The organism is Lysinibacillus sp. NPDC048646, from assembly GCF_050272295.1.
Taxonomy (GTDB): Bacteria; Bacillota; Bacilli; order Bacillales_A; family Planococcaceae; genus Lysinibacillus.
Window position 1 is genome coordinate 1 of record NZ_JBNNLZ010000043.1, and the last position, 16,452, is coordinate 16,452.

Below are 16,452 nucleotides of genomic sequence, written 5' to 3' on the forward strand. Positions count from 1 at the left end.
GGAATAGTTGGAACGCCGTATGCGGTGAAAGTCGCACGTACGGTGTGAACAGGGGGAAAAGCCAGCGATAACTTCAAAGGCTTACCTATCTGTATGAATAAGGAGGTAATACTTTTGCTATTTTGAACATCTCTTAATATGGGAGGATATTTAAAAGATGAAAGTTGTTGTGATTAAAGAGGCAGGTTAGTTAAATAGTGTTGTTTAACTTATGTTCAACTATCGGCCAGATTGATGAACAAAGTTTAATGTACCAGGGGGATTAATAATCCATTTAATCAATCCTTTTTCAAAACGGATTAAATTAATTTAACCTAAAATGTGGATTTACGAGGTGTTATTGATCAAACTTTATTTTAAACCAATATTAATACCTACCGAAGTCTTTTATAATCGAGGGAGTGGTTTATACTGAAACCTTTAACAGAATCAAAAAGTACTTCAAGAAATCTAAAAGAAATTTTAAAATCCCATCCATTAACTTCATTCTTTGTTATGGCATATTTATTTTCGTGGATTGTATTAACTCCATTTATCTTATCTCAATGGAATATCATCCCCAAAACTAAAATTTTTGATGTTTTCTTTGCACTTAATGCTTTCGTTGGTCCTATGTTAGCTGCATATATTATGATTAGGACTCTCGAAGGAAAAGGAGAATGGAAAGTTTTTATAAAAGGAATATGGAAACTTAAAGTAGGTTTAAAATGGTACTTATTTGCTCTTATTGTCATTCCTACTGTGATATATTTGGGATTTGTAATTTTAAATGGAGGGATTCCAACTTTTAAAGGGCTTACAACGCAATTTTACGCGACATACCCGATTTATCTTGTTGTAGTCTTCTTCTTTGGTGGCCCGTTTCCAGAAGAAATCAGTTGGCGTGGTTTTGCTTTACCTCGAATGCAATCTAAGTTTGGATCATTAAAAGCAACGCTATTGCTCGGAATTCTTTGGGCGTTTTGGCATTTACCTCATTTTTTAACCGCAGCACAAAGAGGTGGTCCGGGTTCAAACATTTCTCTTCTTTATTACGATTTACCTATTTTTATTGTGCTCTGCCTAGCTGCTTCCATCATTTTAACTTGGGTGTTCAACTCCAAACAAGGAAATTTGTTTATTGTTATGTTGGTTCACGCTAGTTTGAATACTTTTAGTTTTATACAACCTCATTTTACTAACCCTACTTTGAAAGAATCTGATTTATCTGTTTGTCTAGGATTAGGTCTTTTCGCTTTGATAATTCTGATTTTTACAAAGGGTAAATTGGGATATAAGCAATCTTCTCATAGGTGTAATTATGTAACTAAGGGAATATTAAACAAACGGGCGTAATTGTTGAATAAACTTCAGTTTTCTTCTTCAACTAACGGGGTGCATTACTTGAAGATCATTGAGTTGCGTAGGCAGCTCTTTTTTTCTTATTGAATTAACAGAGCAGGTTAGTTGAAGAGTGTTGTTTCTTGTGTTCAACAATCGGGCCATATTGTTGAATAAGACCCACTATTATATAGCCACAATCGTTGAGAAAACAGCCTATTAAAATAATCAATTTGTTGTAGTAAATGAAGTAATTTGTAGTACAAAAAAGGATAGATGGAGCAATTCCTATTATGCTCCTCTATCCCTTATTTTTTTACTATATAATGTCTGACATCAGAGTTGGTATTTTGCTTTGATCTTCGCTTATTAGATTGATAAATATAATTATGAAAAATGCCGTTATTCTTTAATGTCCTTCAATTTCCTAATAAGCTTTTCTAACCATTGAATTTCATTCGCAATGTTTTCTGAATAATATGATTGGATAAAATCTACGTTTTCTTTCATTGAATCATCTAATTGGATTTGGTTGTAAATTGCCTGTAATTGTTCTTGCTTCCCTTGTAAAGATTCTAGCTTTTTCTCTAAAATCGGGATAACTAGAGCATTTTCTACATGTCGTAAAAACATGATGCCTACAACCATTTCCGGAATATTTTTCGCCTTTTCAAATAGCTCATAAATCTTGTTCGGCAGCTGTTCACGGCCCTTGTCAGTGATCGCAAAAACTTGCTTGTCTGGACGATTTTCTTCCTTAATAATCTCACCTGGTTCGACTAGTCCTTGTTTTGTCAGTGACTCAAAATGGTAATAGAGCTTACTTTCAGTTAAGTTGCCCATTTTATCGAATGGAATAGGCTTTGATAATTCCTTTTTCAACTTATAAGGATAATTTTCCCCTTCTAATAACTTACTTAAAATATATATTTGGATTGACATGAGGCACCTCCTCCTTTACTGTACCGAACAAATAAGAAAGCTTCAAGCTCTTGCGATGATTGAAGCCTTCAATTCTAGTCTTTTAAGATTGGTGTTGTATTTTTACAGGTACATTTACAGGTACATTTGCAGATGCTTCTACAGGTACTTTTTTGTGTACAAGTGTAACGATTAACGCATTAATCAGTACTGCAACTACACCTACTAATACTAAGCCCCATAGGAATGGTGCTTGTTCAGTTGAACCAAACATCACAGCAAAGTAAGATTGTACCGAATGATACATTGGTGTGATATAGCTTACTACATCGAAGTAGCTGTACATCATATCACGTGGCATTGTTGCACCGTTGGCAATAGTTTGTGACAGTAATACTGGAATATTTAAAATCATACCCGCTTCACCGATTAAGAATGTGAAGATTGCACAGAAGTTAAACGCTACCATGTATAACAATACTTGTTGACCGTAAACTTTGAAAATAGCATCTGTATCTAAGTCTGCAATTAAGAACGCAATACCTACTGCGAAAATAGATGAAACAATTGCAATGATAAGGGCTGATAATTGTACATAACCGAAAAGTTTCGCTCTTGATGTTTTTCCTTTGCTTTGATTAAAGGCTTGTACTAACTGCATCGCTGCAATCATTGCCCCTACGTAACAAGCCATCGTTAAGAACATTGGTAACATGTTGTTTTGCATTCCGTCTGGCACATCGTTCATGATAACGTAGTTGCCTACATAAGCTTGTTCAATTTGTGTTGCAATCGCATCTGCTTGCTCCTCAGGTACGTTCATATTTAAAAGAACGCCTTTCGCTGTTTGTGTTGAGAAGCTTGCACTTAATTGATTATTAATTTCTGTTACGACTGATTTCATTGAAGAAGATACCATTGTGGCGCTTGCTTCATTCACTGTGAAATCAATTTGAGCTGACTTACCTGATTGTGCATTCTCAGAAAAGTTTTCTGGAATATGAATCACTAACGAATATTTGTTGTCCCCTAATTTATCTAACGCTTTTTTATTTGAAATATTCGTTGTGATTTCAAATGGTAAGCTTTCTGCTAGTTGGTCTGCAATTTGAGTTCCTGCTTCGCCCTTGTCATCATTCACAAGCGCAATTTTAAGCTCGTCCATATTTCCTGGTAATGCTGTGTAACCTAGTAAGAAGATTAATAGCATTGCGACCGCATAAAAAACACCCATAAAGATAGACGCACCAAAGCCTTGTAACTTTGTAAACTGTTTAAATTTCATTCTTTACATCCCTTCTCAAAATATACTCCATTCAATGTACTCTAATTAGAGTACTTAACTTTTACTATGTTATAGTATTATTTAAGGAAAGTAAAGAGGGCGTTTTTTACCTTGGAGACGATTTTATTGCATCGCAAAAACTAGATATCTTTCTCTAATGACACAGCAATAATTAAAATGGCGTACTTGGATTCGTGAGTTATGTGATGAAAATAACACACAACCATACTATAAAAACAATTTTTTTGAGCTTTAATTATGAAAGTTTGAGTTTTCCTCCTATACTACAATTACAGGGGCTTTAGTTGAAAAACTATCTTCCACAATCGGGCGCTATTCTGTAGTAGGGTACTGTAGAAAAACACAGAAAACGTACTAAACCAATTTCTAGATAAAAAAAGCCGGTTTTCCTTTTCAATAAGGATTAACCGGCTTACTTAAAGATTTTGGTACTATAAATTGCTTGATGTAATCTCCTTACGCCCTCTTTTATTTCTTCATTTTTTAGATGGCCATACCCAATAATAATTCGATTAAGGTGTTTTCCCTTTTTAATTGTATGGTCTTCTACAGGATATACTTTAACTCCAATTTGTTCGATTTCTCCAATTAATTCCTTTGAAAAATGAGAGTCAGTTATTTCAACAATTAGGTGTAATCCAGTCGAATAACCGATTATATTAACTTTATTCGAAAATGTAGTTTTTAAACAATGGATAAGGAAGTTTCTTCGACTTTTATAAATCTTCTTCATCTTCGAAATATGTCGTTCCAAATAACCATCATCAATAAAACGGGCAAGAATAAGCTGATCTAAAGAAGGCGTATGAAGATCCGAAAACCATTTTAGACTGCGGCATTTTTCAATAAGATGTGAAGGAAGAATTAAATATCCCATTCTAAGAGCAGGTGATAAGATTTTACTAAACGAACCAATATATAACACACGTTCCGGTTCCAATCCTTGTAATGAACTTACAGGTGGGCCTTCATATCTAAACTCACTGTCATAATCATCTTCAACAAGATAACAATTTGTTTTTCTCGAGTAATTAATCAATTGAATCCGTCGTTGAATTGGCAACGTTCCTCCTAACGGAAACTGGTGGGACGGAGTAACAAAGATGAATCTTGGAATATTATTTAATGGCAGCAAAGATGTCTTCATTCCATATTCGTCAACAGGTATAGGGTAAAGAAGAGCGCCTGAAGTTTTAAATATAGTTTGAATATCATTGGTGATTGGATCTTCCATTATCACTGTATCATCCGGCGATAAAAGTAATTTAGAAACAAGTGTCAGAGCTTGAGTTGCACCAGAAGTAATCACAATTTGTTCTGGATGACAATCAACACCCCTAGTTTTCAGTAAATAGCGCGATAAAACCTGCCTTAATTCCTGTCGTCCTTCAGGGAGGTCATACCCAAACGTAGAAGGTGATGCTTCATTCCATGTGCTGTGAGATAATTTCGCCCATGTCTTCCTTGGAAATAAATCCAGTGAAGGTATCCCTGAACGAAAGTTGATGATGTGATCTTCATTGTTTTCATCTTCACTCCAATGAAATAAAGGCGCCTTTTTATGTTGTTCTAAAAAAGCTCCTTCAGCAACAAATGTTCCAGCACCTCTTTTTGCAACTAAAAACCCTTCAGCCAATAATTGATCATACGCTTCCAAAATCACATTCCTGGACACATTCAACTCAGAAGATAGTTCACGTGTCGACGGTAGTTTTTCTTCTGATTGTAACTCCCCGTTTAAAATTTGTTCTCGTATTTGCTGATAAACTTGTCTAAATAAAGGTATATCTAACGACCGGTCAATGGGTATCCAAAGCATATTTACATTTTCCCCTTCAATAAATAAAAGTGGTACCATCAAAAAAGATGTTAAGTGGTACTAATATAAACCATTTTACCATGATAAAGTGGATTCAAATAGTAAAAAGGAGATGTATAATAATGATGAAAACCCCTGAAGTTCAAGTCGCTCAAGCACTTAAATCGGTTGCACGAAATGAACATATTAAATCCTATATTCAACAATCCAATGAACTCTATCCATTATTATTGAAAGCTGCCAAACGGTTTGTTACAGGAGAAAATAAACAAGAAGGAATCGAGATAGCAAATGAGCTGATCTCAAAAGGTTATTTTATTTCACTTGAATACATAGGGGAAAATATAACAGATTTAAAAAAATGCATAAAAGCCAAAGATGAGTTTTTGAATCTCATAGAAGAAATGGGTTCTATGTCTATTAAGCAAACTGTTTCGCTTGATCTCTCACATATTGGATTATCTGTGAATCCAGAAACAGCTTATATTCATTTGCTTCAGATAGCCAAGAAAGCAAATATGTACGGAATTACACTTATGATAAGTATGGAGGAATCATCGAAAACGAATGACATTCTCGATATCTATAAAAAAGCATCTGAGCAGTACCCAAATGTGGGGATAACTATACAGGCACACTTATATCGATCTAACAATGATATCCAGGAACTCATTCGTTATCCTGGGAAAATACGAGTTGTCAAAGGGGCTTATCAAGAATCTGCCGAAGTTGCTATGTCTAGATCGAAGGAATTGAATAACTGTTATCTTAAACTTGTAGAACAATTAATAGAAGCTAACCACCCAGTTTCTATAGCTACACATGATGAAACTCTTATTCAAGAAATTGTACACCGTCAATATCTTAATCATCCCAATGTAGAAATAGAAATGCTCTACGGAATACGTCCAGATTTGTTAAGTAATTTAAAAAGCAAAGAGTATAACTGTAAAGTATACTTGACTTACGGAAAAGAGTGGTACTTGTATTTATGTCATCGAATAGCTGAATATCCGGAAAATCTATATCGTGCAGTAACAGATATGATCAATCCATCTTTACCAGAGAGTAGTAAATCATATTGAACAACCATTTAACCCTAAATTTTTGAAAATATATAGTCCAATTTTTTCACAAAAACAGAGGTATATGATGTTGAATCACAATAAAGATGTTACATTATGCATTTTATGTTTAAAATGAATTTTTCTTATTCCATTAAAGGGCGCTTTTCCGTAATAAGGAAAGCGTCTTTCTTCATGAAAGGGCCATTTAACGGAATAAATCATGTTAAAATTGAATCAACTAAAAAGCGAAGGAGGGAGGGTTTTATATGGGCTTAGCTTTGGAGATTGCACGTATTTTACTACCTGTTGTAATAGTAGGTGGGATTGCAATATTTGTAGTTATGAGAATGAAACATAAATATAAAAAAGGCACCCTGGGTAAAAAAGAATCCAAAGGCGCTCAAAATCTCTTAGATAGTTTAATACCACTCGGCATGATGATTGGTTGTGCTGTTGTTGTACTTCTCAGCATGTTTTTCCCAATCCCCTTACTGTCTACAATAGGTTTGGGATCTGGAATAGGTTTATTATTTGGATATTTTGCTTATGAAATTTATAGCAATAAAGGAGAAGTTATTGGTAAATAGTTATCTTCCTGAAAAGGGCGCTTTCCCGGAAACATGGAAAGTGCCTTTTAGATTAATTAGAGTTCGAAACTATCAATATTTTTTAGGTTGTTGAATATCCTTGTATGAAAAAATCTTTCATTGAACATAATAAAATTTAGAATTAATAGATTTATAGGTGGGAGAGTGAAAGACACATGTTATTATCCGAAGCGTGGAAAAAGTATCAACAGGATAAAAAAATCGAGGGATATTCATCACTTACATTAAAAACATATTGTTTTCAATACAATCTATTATTGCGATTTTTTGGTGATATTGATATGAACGAATTTAATACAGATAGATTAAAAGATTATTTAATACGATCAGGAGATCACTTAAAGCCTTCTAGTTTAGGACATAGGGTTCGTTGTGTTAAATCACTATTTAGATGGTCACATGAAGAAGGTTTTATTCTAAAAAATCCTGCAGCTAAATTAAAAGAGCCGAAATTAGGTAAAAGGATTCCTAAGTTTCTCTCAGAATTAGAGATAGAACATCTAAGGGAAGCTTGTCAAACAACGATGGAGAAAGCAGTATTTGAGTTTATGTATTCAACCGGCTGCCGTATTGGTGAAGTTGTAAAATTAAATCGAGAAGATATCGATTTTCAATCGAATTCAGTAATTGTACAAGGGAAAGGTGATAAAGAAAGGGAAGTGTACTTTAATACCCGCTGTTCCATTTGGTTAAAAAGGTATTTAGATGAACGAGAGGATAAGGAACCTTGTTTGTTTATTACGGACAGAAGGCCGAAAAGGCGAATGAGCATTGATAATTTAAGATATATTATCAAGCGCATATCAAATCGAGCTGGTATAAAAAAGAGTATACATCCGCATCAATTACGACACAGCTATGCAACGCATATGATTAATAACGGTGCACCAATTGATGTCATTCAAAGTTTACTGGGTCATGAAAAGAGTGAGACTACAAAAATATATGCTCAACTAAGCGGAAAGCTAAGACAGGATTTATACAGTAAATACTTTTAAATAAAACAAATTAAACATTAATTCAATTAAGACACTCATGTAGAAATGGGTGTTTTTTTTATGGCCAGATTGTTATAAAAAAGATTAGCATAAAAACCCCTTACTTTATGAATAATAACTATTCGAGGGGTGATGAATCATGAATTATTTAAGAGTTATTATTTACATGTGTTTTTTAGGAATATTGATACACGCTCAAATATCATTTGCTGAAACAGATGAGGAAGTACCCTTTTTAATTAACAATGGTAAATGTCCGAACTCACAAAGTTTGGGACATGTCAGTTCAGATAAAGGTCTTATAAATGCATTGAATAAAATTATTCCTGAGGTTTATAAAGAAGATAATTATAAAGGTTGGAAAATAGAAACCATAGCACATCTTTCAAAAGCTCCACATCCGGAAGCATATTATGCAATGGCGAAATATTATTGTGGGGAGGAAATAGCTAACAATTCTTGGTTTGTGGAAGTACTGTTTCCACAGTATTTACCGGCATATGATGCATCACATAGACAAATTTTTGTGACCAAAAACAAACAAGGGCAATGGTTTGCTTGGTTTAGATTTCATTAATCTTTCCACAAACGGGCGCTTTTCCGTAATAGGGAAAGCGCCCGTTTGTGGAAAGGGCCATTTTTCGGAATTACATTTAGTGAATGTAATGGATTTTTATGTTAAATTATAAATGGGATTATAAATAATTTACTTAAACGAAGAGGTAGCATTAAAGAAATAATCAGGAGGGGTAAATTTGTTATATTTAACCTTATTAATAGGTTTGACTTTAATTGTAATTACAACTAAGCTTACTCAAAATCTTAAATTAGCAAGCATTTGGTTGTTAGTTGGTCAAATTAGTGCATCATTTATCATTATATTGTTTGGTAATCTTGAAATTAGTCATATTAATCAAATTGAATTAGGATATTTATCGATTCCATTTTCTTTATTATTCCTTGTAGGTTTTACAAATGTAATGAATATAGAAAAAGAACATAAACCTTTAATCTTGCTGTTACCATGTATTTCTTTAGTTTGTCTATCCATATCGGCTCTGATCATGGGTCATTCATTTGTTTCAATGATAGGAATGTGTGCTGTTTTAACAATTATGTTGGTGCTGCTAAATGGTTATATTTCAGGTAAAGGAAAGATAGGAAGAACCTTTACTACATCTATCGGTTTTGTAATAGCGGTACTATCACTATCCTTGCTTAAACTTTCTTTTGTCATGATTTATATTCCGATATTTACTTTAACATTACCATTAGCTTTGTATCTTTTATTACAAAATAAATTAACGACTATACAATCAATTATTATTAGCTCCTTAGTAGCTCTTTTATTTAGCTCAATAATGTTTGTGATTCCTTTTAATATAGTATGGTATTTGGTTATTGTGTTAACAGTTATTTTGGCTATCTCTCAATTATCCAGTAAACATCGCTTTATTTAGTAAAATCTTATTGTCTTTTAAAATTATCTTGAAATCGAATCTTCTGTTAAAGGGCGCGATTGTTGAACAACATAGCTGGAAAATGATCAAACTTTTTTATAAAAATCTCATACTTATCTAAAAAGAGTAACTCCATTTTGATCAATCTTTTTTCAAAATGGAGTTTTTGAAGTTGCTATTAGATAAGGATTGAGGGATATTTTTTAATCAATCTTTATTCCAAAGCTACAACAGACCTTCCCAGTACGGTAAAAACACCGTTGTGCCAATTTTTTCGTATTGTTCAATCTTTTCTTCTATTGAGCCAATAAAGCCCTTACTGCCAATGAATGCTTCTAGCATAATTGCTCTATTTATTTTTGGGAAAGCTTATCGAAGCCTTGCTAACAATAATTTTCTTCGAATTACAGCGCCCATGTAATATCTACGTGCTAACGCTATGCCAAGTTATCTGTTCTAACATAAACGCTAAGCTGATTTCGCCCTCTTTCTTTGGCGATATAAAGTGCTTGATCCGCTTTATCAATCAGTTCATAAAACGTCGAAATATTCCTAGCTGTCATATATTCAGCAATGCCAATACTCACCGTAATTTCAATGAATTGATCTGCCATATTATATGGGTGTTCTTCAACATTTTTTCTGATACTTTCTGCTATTTTCTCAGCGCTTTCCAATGTGGTTGTTGGTAACAAAATAACAAATTCTTCTCCCCCATATCTTGTTACAATATCTATACTTCGCACGGATTCCGTTATTATTTTAGCAACATGCTTTAATACTTCATCACCAATTAGATGTCCATATGTATCATTTACCTTTTTGAAAAAATCAATATCAATCGCTATACATGAACAATGATTTTCTTCTTTGACACATTCATGAAAAACATGCTCCCCCTGCTCAATCAGATAACGACGATTATAAAGCTTCGTCAGCTGGCAGGTGATAGATAGTTCCCTCAGTAAAATTGTATCTTCTTTCACTTTTACGCTCATTTCATTGAAGGACGAACAAAGTTCCTGAAACTCTTTGGCATAAGGTGCCAGCTGTTGTTCATTAATTTTATAATCGTAGTGTCCTTGTTCCACTTTGCCAACTCCTTTAAGCAGTTGCTGAATCGGCTCTTCTATACTTTTAGTAATAAGATGCATGATTTTAATGGTGTAAAAAGTGCCCAATAAGATACAGATGGCTAACAGCACGACTCTTTTTATTAATGGCGTATACGCTTCCCACATGTCGACTTCTGAAATAATGTACCATTTCCCTTGATTAAGAGGCTTGTTTTTAGCCAGAACCCATTCGCCCTTGCTGTCTTTATAGATAGTGAGAGATTGTGTCGATTGATCCTGTGCAGCCATAAGAATATGCTCATCAACCATATAATTTTGCGTAAACACATCTTCATTATGCTCGTTAGTTGACTTTTTGTTCTTATTGGATTCGAGTTGCGTAAGCAAGATTCCATCTTGATTCAAGATATATGCATGGCCTAGAAAACCGACTCTTGATTCATGTAATAGCTGAGTGATTGTATGTAAATTGACGGTTCCAAAAACAACACCATTAAATTGTTGCTCCTCATCCAGAATAGGTGAAGCAAAAGCAATAATTGGTTGCTTTGTTACTTTACTAATTATAATATCCGTTATATAGGGTTGTTTAGTTTTCTTCGCGACTTGAAAATACTGCCGATCATTCACATCAAAGCCCGTACCATTTCTACGATATTCGGTAACTGTATCGAATTGTATAATACCTTCTTTATTGACAAAGATTAAATCAGCAAAATCTGTATGTTCTTTAAAATCTTGAAAAAAGGTCTGAGATTTTTCATAATTATAGCTTCTAACAAAATCTAAATTAGCGATTGTATGTACATCTCTTGATCGCTCCGTTAACCAGCTTTCAAAAAAATAGGTTTGAGCGTCTAAGTAATTAGCCATCTCTTCATCCTGGTGTTTAATGGTTTGTTGATATTCGATAAAAAGCGTAGGAATAAAAATAAATAGACTTATGATGAAAGTAATACTCATATGCCCTCTGCGAAGTTGATTCTTTATCGTATTCTGTCTTTGTAGCTTCTTTAAAATTTTCAAGCTTTCCCCTCCACAAAATACTCACCAACTATAACAATTAATAAGAGATTTTTTATTCTTCATTTAAAAATACCACAATCTAATGATTGTGGTAGTGGAAAATTTTATATTCTGGCATTTTTATTGCAATAATATTTGCAAGATTGTCATAAATATTGCTGTTGCTAAAGGTACTATTTTTAGTAAAGTGAACCCGACTGAAGATGTGCAGATTGACTCTAAGGGGTCCTTTCTTCAATCAGTGGGGGGTCTTCATCTCCCACTTTAAATAGAGGAACACAAGCTAAAACCTTCACATCCTGTGAAAAAGCTTGTGTGACCAACATCCTGTCGCTGCCGCTTCGCTTTCGCACATAAAACATCTGTTGCCCCGAACCAATCGGGCTTTTACGGTCAGTTGGTCGCCCACCTAGCTAACTGGTTCTCACCTTTCTCATCTTTCAACTTAAGGAGGGCTTCTTGTACCTGACGCTTCGCTTTCGGAACAGATAAATTACTGACCGTTATTGCGGGATAAATAGTTCAATAATCGGTACTTAAACAATAAGTTTCCAAAAGCAGATTTCCTGTGCAAGCTTATATGTATTATGTGGGTAAAGATAAAAAGACGATAGTTGGACGTTTTAAAAAAGACCTGATTGCTTTTGTTTTGTAAAGTTTTTGTGTCAGTATTTTGCAATAGCGTTCTTGACACTTTGATCTTACTGTACTCAAAAATAGCATGCTCAGACAATTTAATCTGAGCATGCTTCTTCTTTGTTCTTTACTTTTCTATTGCAGAAATTTCAATCCCTAGTCATTCACAATAAATTTATGAATGGCTGGTAGTAAGTCCTGCTGCAGCGGCAAAGTTGGATTTGCATATGTCGCTAAATTCCCCTCGCGATCTGCTGGTGCAGTTTTCAAGACATGATTCATGCCTTCTACATATAAAAGTTCAGCATCTTTCCTTCCAGTCTTTAATGCCTCCGCATCTGTCGCTTTCACTTGTAAATCCGTTGTTCCTTGAATAATTAAAACTCGGCTATTCAATTTTTGAAGCTCACTAGCTGGATTATATTTTAACCAAGAAATCATATACGGTTGAACAGAAGGTCTAAACAATGCTTGTAGTTCTGGAGAAACATTATCGACTAGCTCACCTTTTTTTAACGAAGTAAGAATATTCGTTGTTTCCTTCGTTAATGCTGGCGTCAACTGCCCTGCTAATTGCTCACCTAATATTTCATCAATCGGTCTACCTGCCCCTGCGATTGATACGAATGACTCCACATTTGCTTTTTGTGCAGCGAGCATGCCAATTAAGGAGCCTTCACTATGCCCTATAATGTGAACGCTGGAATAGGATTTATCTGCTAAAAGAGTATTAATAACTTGAACAGCATCGTCTACGTATTGATCGATGGATACATCTTCTTCCTTTGTCAAAAGGGACAGATTATCACCAATACCACGTTTATCATACCGAACAGTAGCAACACCTTCGTCCGCTAATCCTTCGGCAAGCATTTTTAAACTATTATTTTTACCAGCAATTGCTGAATTACCATCCTTATCTGTCGGACCAGAACCTGCTAAAATTAATACAACCGGTGATGGTTCCCTATTACTCTTTTGAAGCGCTACTGTTAAATCGCCATTTGTGACAGGGACAGTGATTGTCTCATAGGATACTGGCTGTTCTTCGTAGGGCTTTAATAAAAGTGTGTATTTCCCACCATTTTGATTAAAAGTAGCTTCGATTTGCTCACCCTTTAATGTACCCTTGATTTCAATAGCCGAGCCATTTAAGTTGATGGAAACAACTACTTGGTCACCATCATACTTCACACTTTTAAATGGATAGTTACTTACATTTTGCGCTGGTACTGATAACGTCCCACCTTCTTTTTGTAAATCAACAATAACCGGAAGTGAGCCGTTTGGCGTTTCAATATCACCTGCCCATTTTCCAATCAGCTGTTCATTCATAGCATTGACCTCCTCTGTCTTATCAACCTGTGTATCCTTTTCTTTCTGCGTACAGCCAACTAATAATAATGCGACGAAGCATACTACTAATAGCTTTTTCACGAAATTTCCTCCCTTATATAAAAATAATCAATATTATCGGTAACAATGTAAGGAGTATAATACCAAAACACCATGTAAAATGTTAGTTACCACACAAACAATTACAAAATGAGGAACCTCTCTTGAAACAGAATAACACGATTTTTACGCTCATTCAAAACTATCTTTCAGAGGCAGAATGGCAATCATCTTAAGCGAATTCGGTTAGATATCTCGTATTTTGAACGTTCCACTAGCTCTACATCTCTGAGCTATCAAAAATGATTTTAGTAATAAATATTTGAACGTCCGAATCGGTGGAATCGCATTCCGTCCATTATCCAAACAATATTTTGTTTTTAACTCCTCTAAAATAAAAGAAAATTCAACGAGTTCCTTGATTTGATGAAGCCTATTCTCTTTAGACACAATTAGGTCGTAAAGCTCGCTCCCTATAAGGGCTTAGCATGAATGTTTCTTGTTTGGAAATCATGAACAGCACCATCTTGCATTGGTCCTTTCATTTTCATGGGTTAAGTTTGAGGGAAAGAATGAAATACTCAGAAAAACGATAAAATTAGTTGATTGACGTGCAAGCGGCGACTCCTTGGGGGACTAACGAACAGCTTGAGACCCCGCAGGAGCGTTAGCGACGAGGAGGATCAAGGTTCGTCCCCAAGAAAGCGTCCGCCGAAACGGAAATCAACGGCATCGAAGAAAAAGCCATGGCGGAAATTCATTTCATGGACTTTTTCAGAGCCCTCATATGAGAAGGTCATTTTTTGATTAAATTTAATTTCCCGTTTGAAAGCTTTGACTAACAATTTGTCTCAAAGCTTCGTTTATTGGTGTAGCGGGGCGACCAAGTAATTTTTCTAAATCGTTACTTTTTATCTCTAATCCACCATCTCGAATACCTTTTTGCGTGTTTACGAGCATAGGAAGATAGGCTTCTGGCATCCCAGCACCTTTCATAATGTCGGCATAAGTAGCATCATCGACTTGTTGTAAATGGACTTCTTTCCCTAATACATCTCCAAGAACAGCTACTAATTCCTCTTGAGTCATTAGCTTACCGGAAAGTTCGTAAATTGTATTCTCGTGTCCTTTCCCAATCAGTACATTTGTTGCTGCCTCCGCTAAATCTTGCCGAAGTACCCAACCTACTTTTCCCGTCCCTGCTGATGTAACCCAAGGTGCTCCTGCCATCGCGGCTTGTATGCCTCCAATTTCATTTTCAACATACCAATTGTTTCGTAAAAATGAGTAGGGAATACCAGTTTTCAAAATAGCTTCTTCTCTAGCTCTATGAGAGGAAGCGAGGAAAAATTCACTTTCACTTGCATTTGTTACACTAGTATAAGCAATAAATTTCACTTGAGCACGCCCGGCAGCAGCTACTGCATTTAAATGCTGTCTCATTACTGTTTCATGATCCTCGAACGTAGATATAATTAAAAGTCGATCAATTCCTGAAAAAGCAATATCTAATGTTTTGGGTTGATCAAAATCTCCGTATCGAACTTCCACGCCGCGAGCTCGTAATCCTTCTGCTTTCTCCGGATTTCGAACACTAACAGCCAACTCACTCGCTGGTACAGTTTTTAATAATGCTTCTACAATCTTTGACCCTAATTGTCCTGTTGCACCTGTAACTAATATTTTCATTTTCATTTCCTCCAATTAAATTTTTATATTGAATAATGAAGCTAAGGTATATACTAAATCTATAGTCACAATAATAAAAGTAGGCATTTTTTTATGACATAGTCACAAAAAAAGTACCATTATGAGAGAGAGGTAAATACAATCAATGGCTCGATTTAATTTTCAAGGAGAACCACCTGCTGAAGAACAAGAAGAAGTATGCTCTTTGACACTTACTCAAAATGTAATCGCTGGAAGATGGAAAATTATTATTTTATGGTATCTAAGTCGGCGAACAAGAAGATTTAACGAACTTCAAAGGTTGTTACCCGGCATTTCAAAAGGCATTTTGACAAGACAACTAAGAGAATTGGAAGAGGACGGCATGGTTCACAGAGAAGTGTATAAAGAAGTTCCTCCTAAAGTAGAATACTCGCTAACCTTATTAGGGAAAAATTTCATACCAGTATTGGACATTATGGGAGAGTGGGGTAAAAAATATATGGAGAAAAAACAAAAAGAATAAAATTAGTTTCACGCCAAGTTAAAAAAGGGCTATGGTATAGGCTATAGACCTGTCTTATATAAATTACCTCTTTTTTCTCAATTGTTAAAAGGCATTTATTAAAACTCCCTTATTCAATCAAACTTAAAACGACTTTATTGTAAATTTAAACAACTTTTTTGTCATTTTATATTTTTGGCACAAATAAAAAAAGACCCAGAATCATTCTGGGTCCGAGGACACTTATTGCCTCTAATTATTGTTACTGTTCGGCTTCTGCTTCAGACCTCAAGATATAGCAAGACAGAGTAAACTCTGTATTACCAATTCATTGAGTTTTTTGAAGCTCCACCATATCCAGCTGTGGCGGACTTTCCTGAGATTCTTTGTCTACTGGTGTAAGACTACTCATTCTGCATCCTCCTCATCATAATAGATGAATAAGTGTAACCTTTAACAGTATGGGCTGTAGTTAATAAAGTTATACAGATTGTTCAAATAATTTTTTTCTTTATTAAATGAGTCAGTTTCATAATTTTGAGACCTTACGGTTCTAAGCTTAAAATGACAAGAAAATAGAGCACCTCCCCAAATCCTGTATAATGAGAGTTACTACACACAAATTAACAGATTGGAGAAATGCTCTA

The 16,452-nt window shown here is 34.8% G+C and carries 13 protein-coding genes and 1 pseudogene; 7 read left to right on the forward strand and 7 right to left on the reverse strand.

Features of this window, described 5'->3' with window-relative positions; all coding sequences use genetic code 11:
* Positions 1 to 408 precede the first annotated feature (408 nt).
* A complete protein-coding gene (locus tag ACQKII_RS24005) occupies positions 409 to 1,335 on the forward strand; it encodes a CPBP family intramembrane glutamic endopeptidase (protein WP_427462963.1) in 927 nt (308 codons plus the stop codon).
* Positions 1,336 to 1,722: 387 nt separating this feature from the next.
* Here the strand turns inward: ACQKII_RS24005 and ACQKII_RS24010 are convergent, their stop codons facing one another.
* The 3 genes from ACQKII_RS24010 to ACQKII_RS24020 all read right to left on the reverse strand — a co-directional run bounded on the left by ACQKII_RS24010 (position 1,723) and on the right by ACQKII_RS24020 (position 5,366).
* Positions 1,723 to 2,262 (reverse strand): PadR family transcriptional regulator, encoded by a 540-nt coding sequence (locus ACQKII_RS24010; protein WP_427462953.1) that lies wholly within the window; start codon positions 2,260 to 2,262, stop codon positions 1,723 to 1,725.
* An 82-nt stretch (positions 2,263 to 2,344) separates the two neighbouring features.
* Positions 2,345 to 3,526, reverse strand: coding sequence for a YhgE/Pip domain-containing protein (locus ACQKII_RS24015; RefSeq protein ID WP_427462954.1), 1,182 nt, complete (start codon positions 3,524 to 3,526; stop codon positions 2,345 to 2,347).
* A gap of 433 nt (positions 3,527 to 3,959) precedes the next feature.
* Positions 3,960 to 5,366, reverse strand: coding sequence for a PLP-dependent aminotransferase family protein (locus tag ACQKII_RS24020; protein WP_427462955.1), 1,407 nt, complete (start codon positions 5,364 to 5,366; stop codon positions 3,960 to 3,962).
* A 125-nt stretch (positions 5,367 to 5,491) separates the two neighbouring features.
* On the opposite strand from ACQKII_RS24020, the gene ACQKII_RS24025 reads away from it, so the two are divergent.
* The 5 genes from ACQKII_RS24025 to ACQKII_RS24045 all read left to right on the forward strand — a co-directional run bounded on the left by ACQKII_RS24025 (position 5,492) and on the right by ACQKII_RS24045 (position 9,499).
* The gene (locus ACQKII_RS24025; protein WP_427462964.1) at positions 5,492 to 6,451 is read left to right on the forward strand and encodes a proline dehydrogenase family protein; all 960 of its coding nucleotides are present in this window, start codon (positions 5,492 to 5,494) and stop codon (positions 6,449 to 6,451) included.
* A gap of 248 nt (positions 6,452 to 6,699) precedes the next feature.
* A complete protein-coding gene (locus ACQKII_RS24030) occupies positions 6,700 to 7,020 on the forward strand; it encodes a hypothetical protein (protein ID WP_427462956.1) in 321 nt (106 codons plus the stop codon).
* A gap of 176 nt (positions 7,021 to 7,196) precedes the next feature.
* The gene (gene xerA / locus ACQKII_RS24035) at positions 7,197 to 8,039 is read left to right on the forward strand and encodes a site-specific tyrosine recombinase/integron integrase (protein WP_427462957.1); all 843 of its coding nucleotides are present in this window, start codon (positions 7,197 to 7,199) and stop codon (positions 8,037 to 8,039) included.
* Positions 8,040 to 8,178: 139 nt separating this feature from the next.
* The gene (locus ACQKII_RS24040; RefSeq protein WP_010861401.1) at positions 8,179 to 8,616 is read left to right on the forward strand and encodes a hypothetical protein; all 438 of its coding nucleotides are present in this window, start codon (positions 8,179 to 8,181) and stop codon (positions 8,614 to 8,616) included.
* Positions 8,617 to 8,794: 178 nt separating this feature from the next.
* On the forward strand, positions 8,795 to 9,499 hold the full coding sequence (locus tag ACQKII_RS24045; RefSeq protein WP_427462958.1) for a UDP-N-acetylmuramyl pentapeptide phosphotransferase: 705 nt from the start codon (positions 8,795 to 8,797) through the stop codon (positions 9,497 to 9,499).
* Between the two features lie 437 nt (positions 9,500 to 9,936).
* On the opposite strand, the gene ACQKII_RS24050 is transcribed toward ACQKII_RS24045, so the two are convergent.
* The 4 genes and pseudogenes from ACQKII_RS24050 to ACQKII_RS24065 all read right to left on the reverse strand — a co-directional run bounded on the left by ACQKII_RS24050 (position 9,937) and on the right by ACQKII_RS24065 (position 15,321).
* On the reverse strand, positions 9,937 to 11,601 hold the full coding sequence (locus tag ACQKII_RS24050; RefSeq protein WP_427462959.1) for a diguanylate cyclase: 1,665 nt from the start codon (positions 11,599 to 11,601) through the stop codon (positions 9,937 to 9,939).
* A gap of 792 nt (positions 11,602 to 12,393) precedes the next feature.
* Positions 12,394 to 13,674 carry an alpha/beta hydrolase gene (locus ACQKII_RS24055; RefSeq protein WP_427462960.1) on the reverse strand — a complete coding sequence of 427 codons (1,281 nt, stop codon included), beginning with the start codon at positions 13,672 to 13,674 and terminating at the stop codon, positions 12,394 to 12,396.
* Between the two features lie 206 nt (positions 13,675 to 13,880).
* A pseudogene (locus ACQKII_RS24060) lies at positions 13,881 to 14,146 on the reverse strand (IS5/IS1182 family transposase); the annotation flags it as partial.
* Positions 14,147 to 14,445: 299 nt separating this feature from the next.
* Complete coding sequence (locus tag ACQKII_RS24065; protein WP_427462961.1) at positions 14,446 to 15,321, reverse strand: SDR family oxidoreductase; 876 nt, start codon at positions 15,319 to 15,321, stop codon at positions 14,446 to 14,448.
* A gap of 145 nt (positions 15,322 to 15,466) precedes the next feature.
* Here ACQKII_RS24065 and ACQKII_RS24070 point away from each other — a divergent pair, with 145 nt between their 5' ends.
* Positions 15,467 to 15,826 (forward strand): winged helix-turn-helix transcriptional regulator, encoded by a 360-nt coding sequence (locus tag ACQKII_RS24070; RefSeq protein WP_427462962.1) that lies wholly within the window; start codon positions 15,467 to 15,469, stop codon positions 15,824 to 15,826.
* Positions 15,827 to 16,452: the final 626 nt, after the last annotated feature.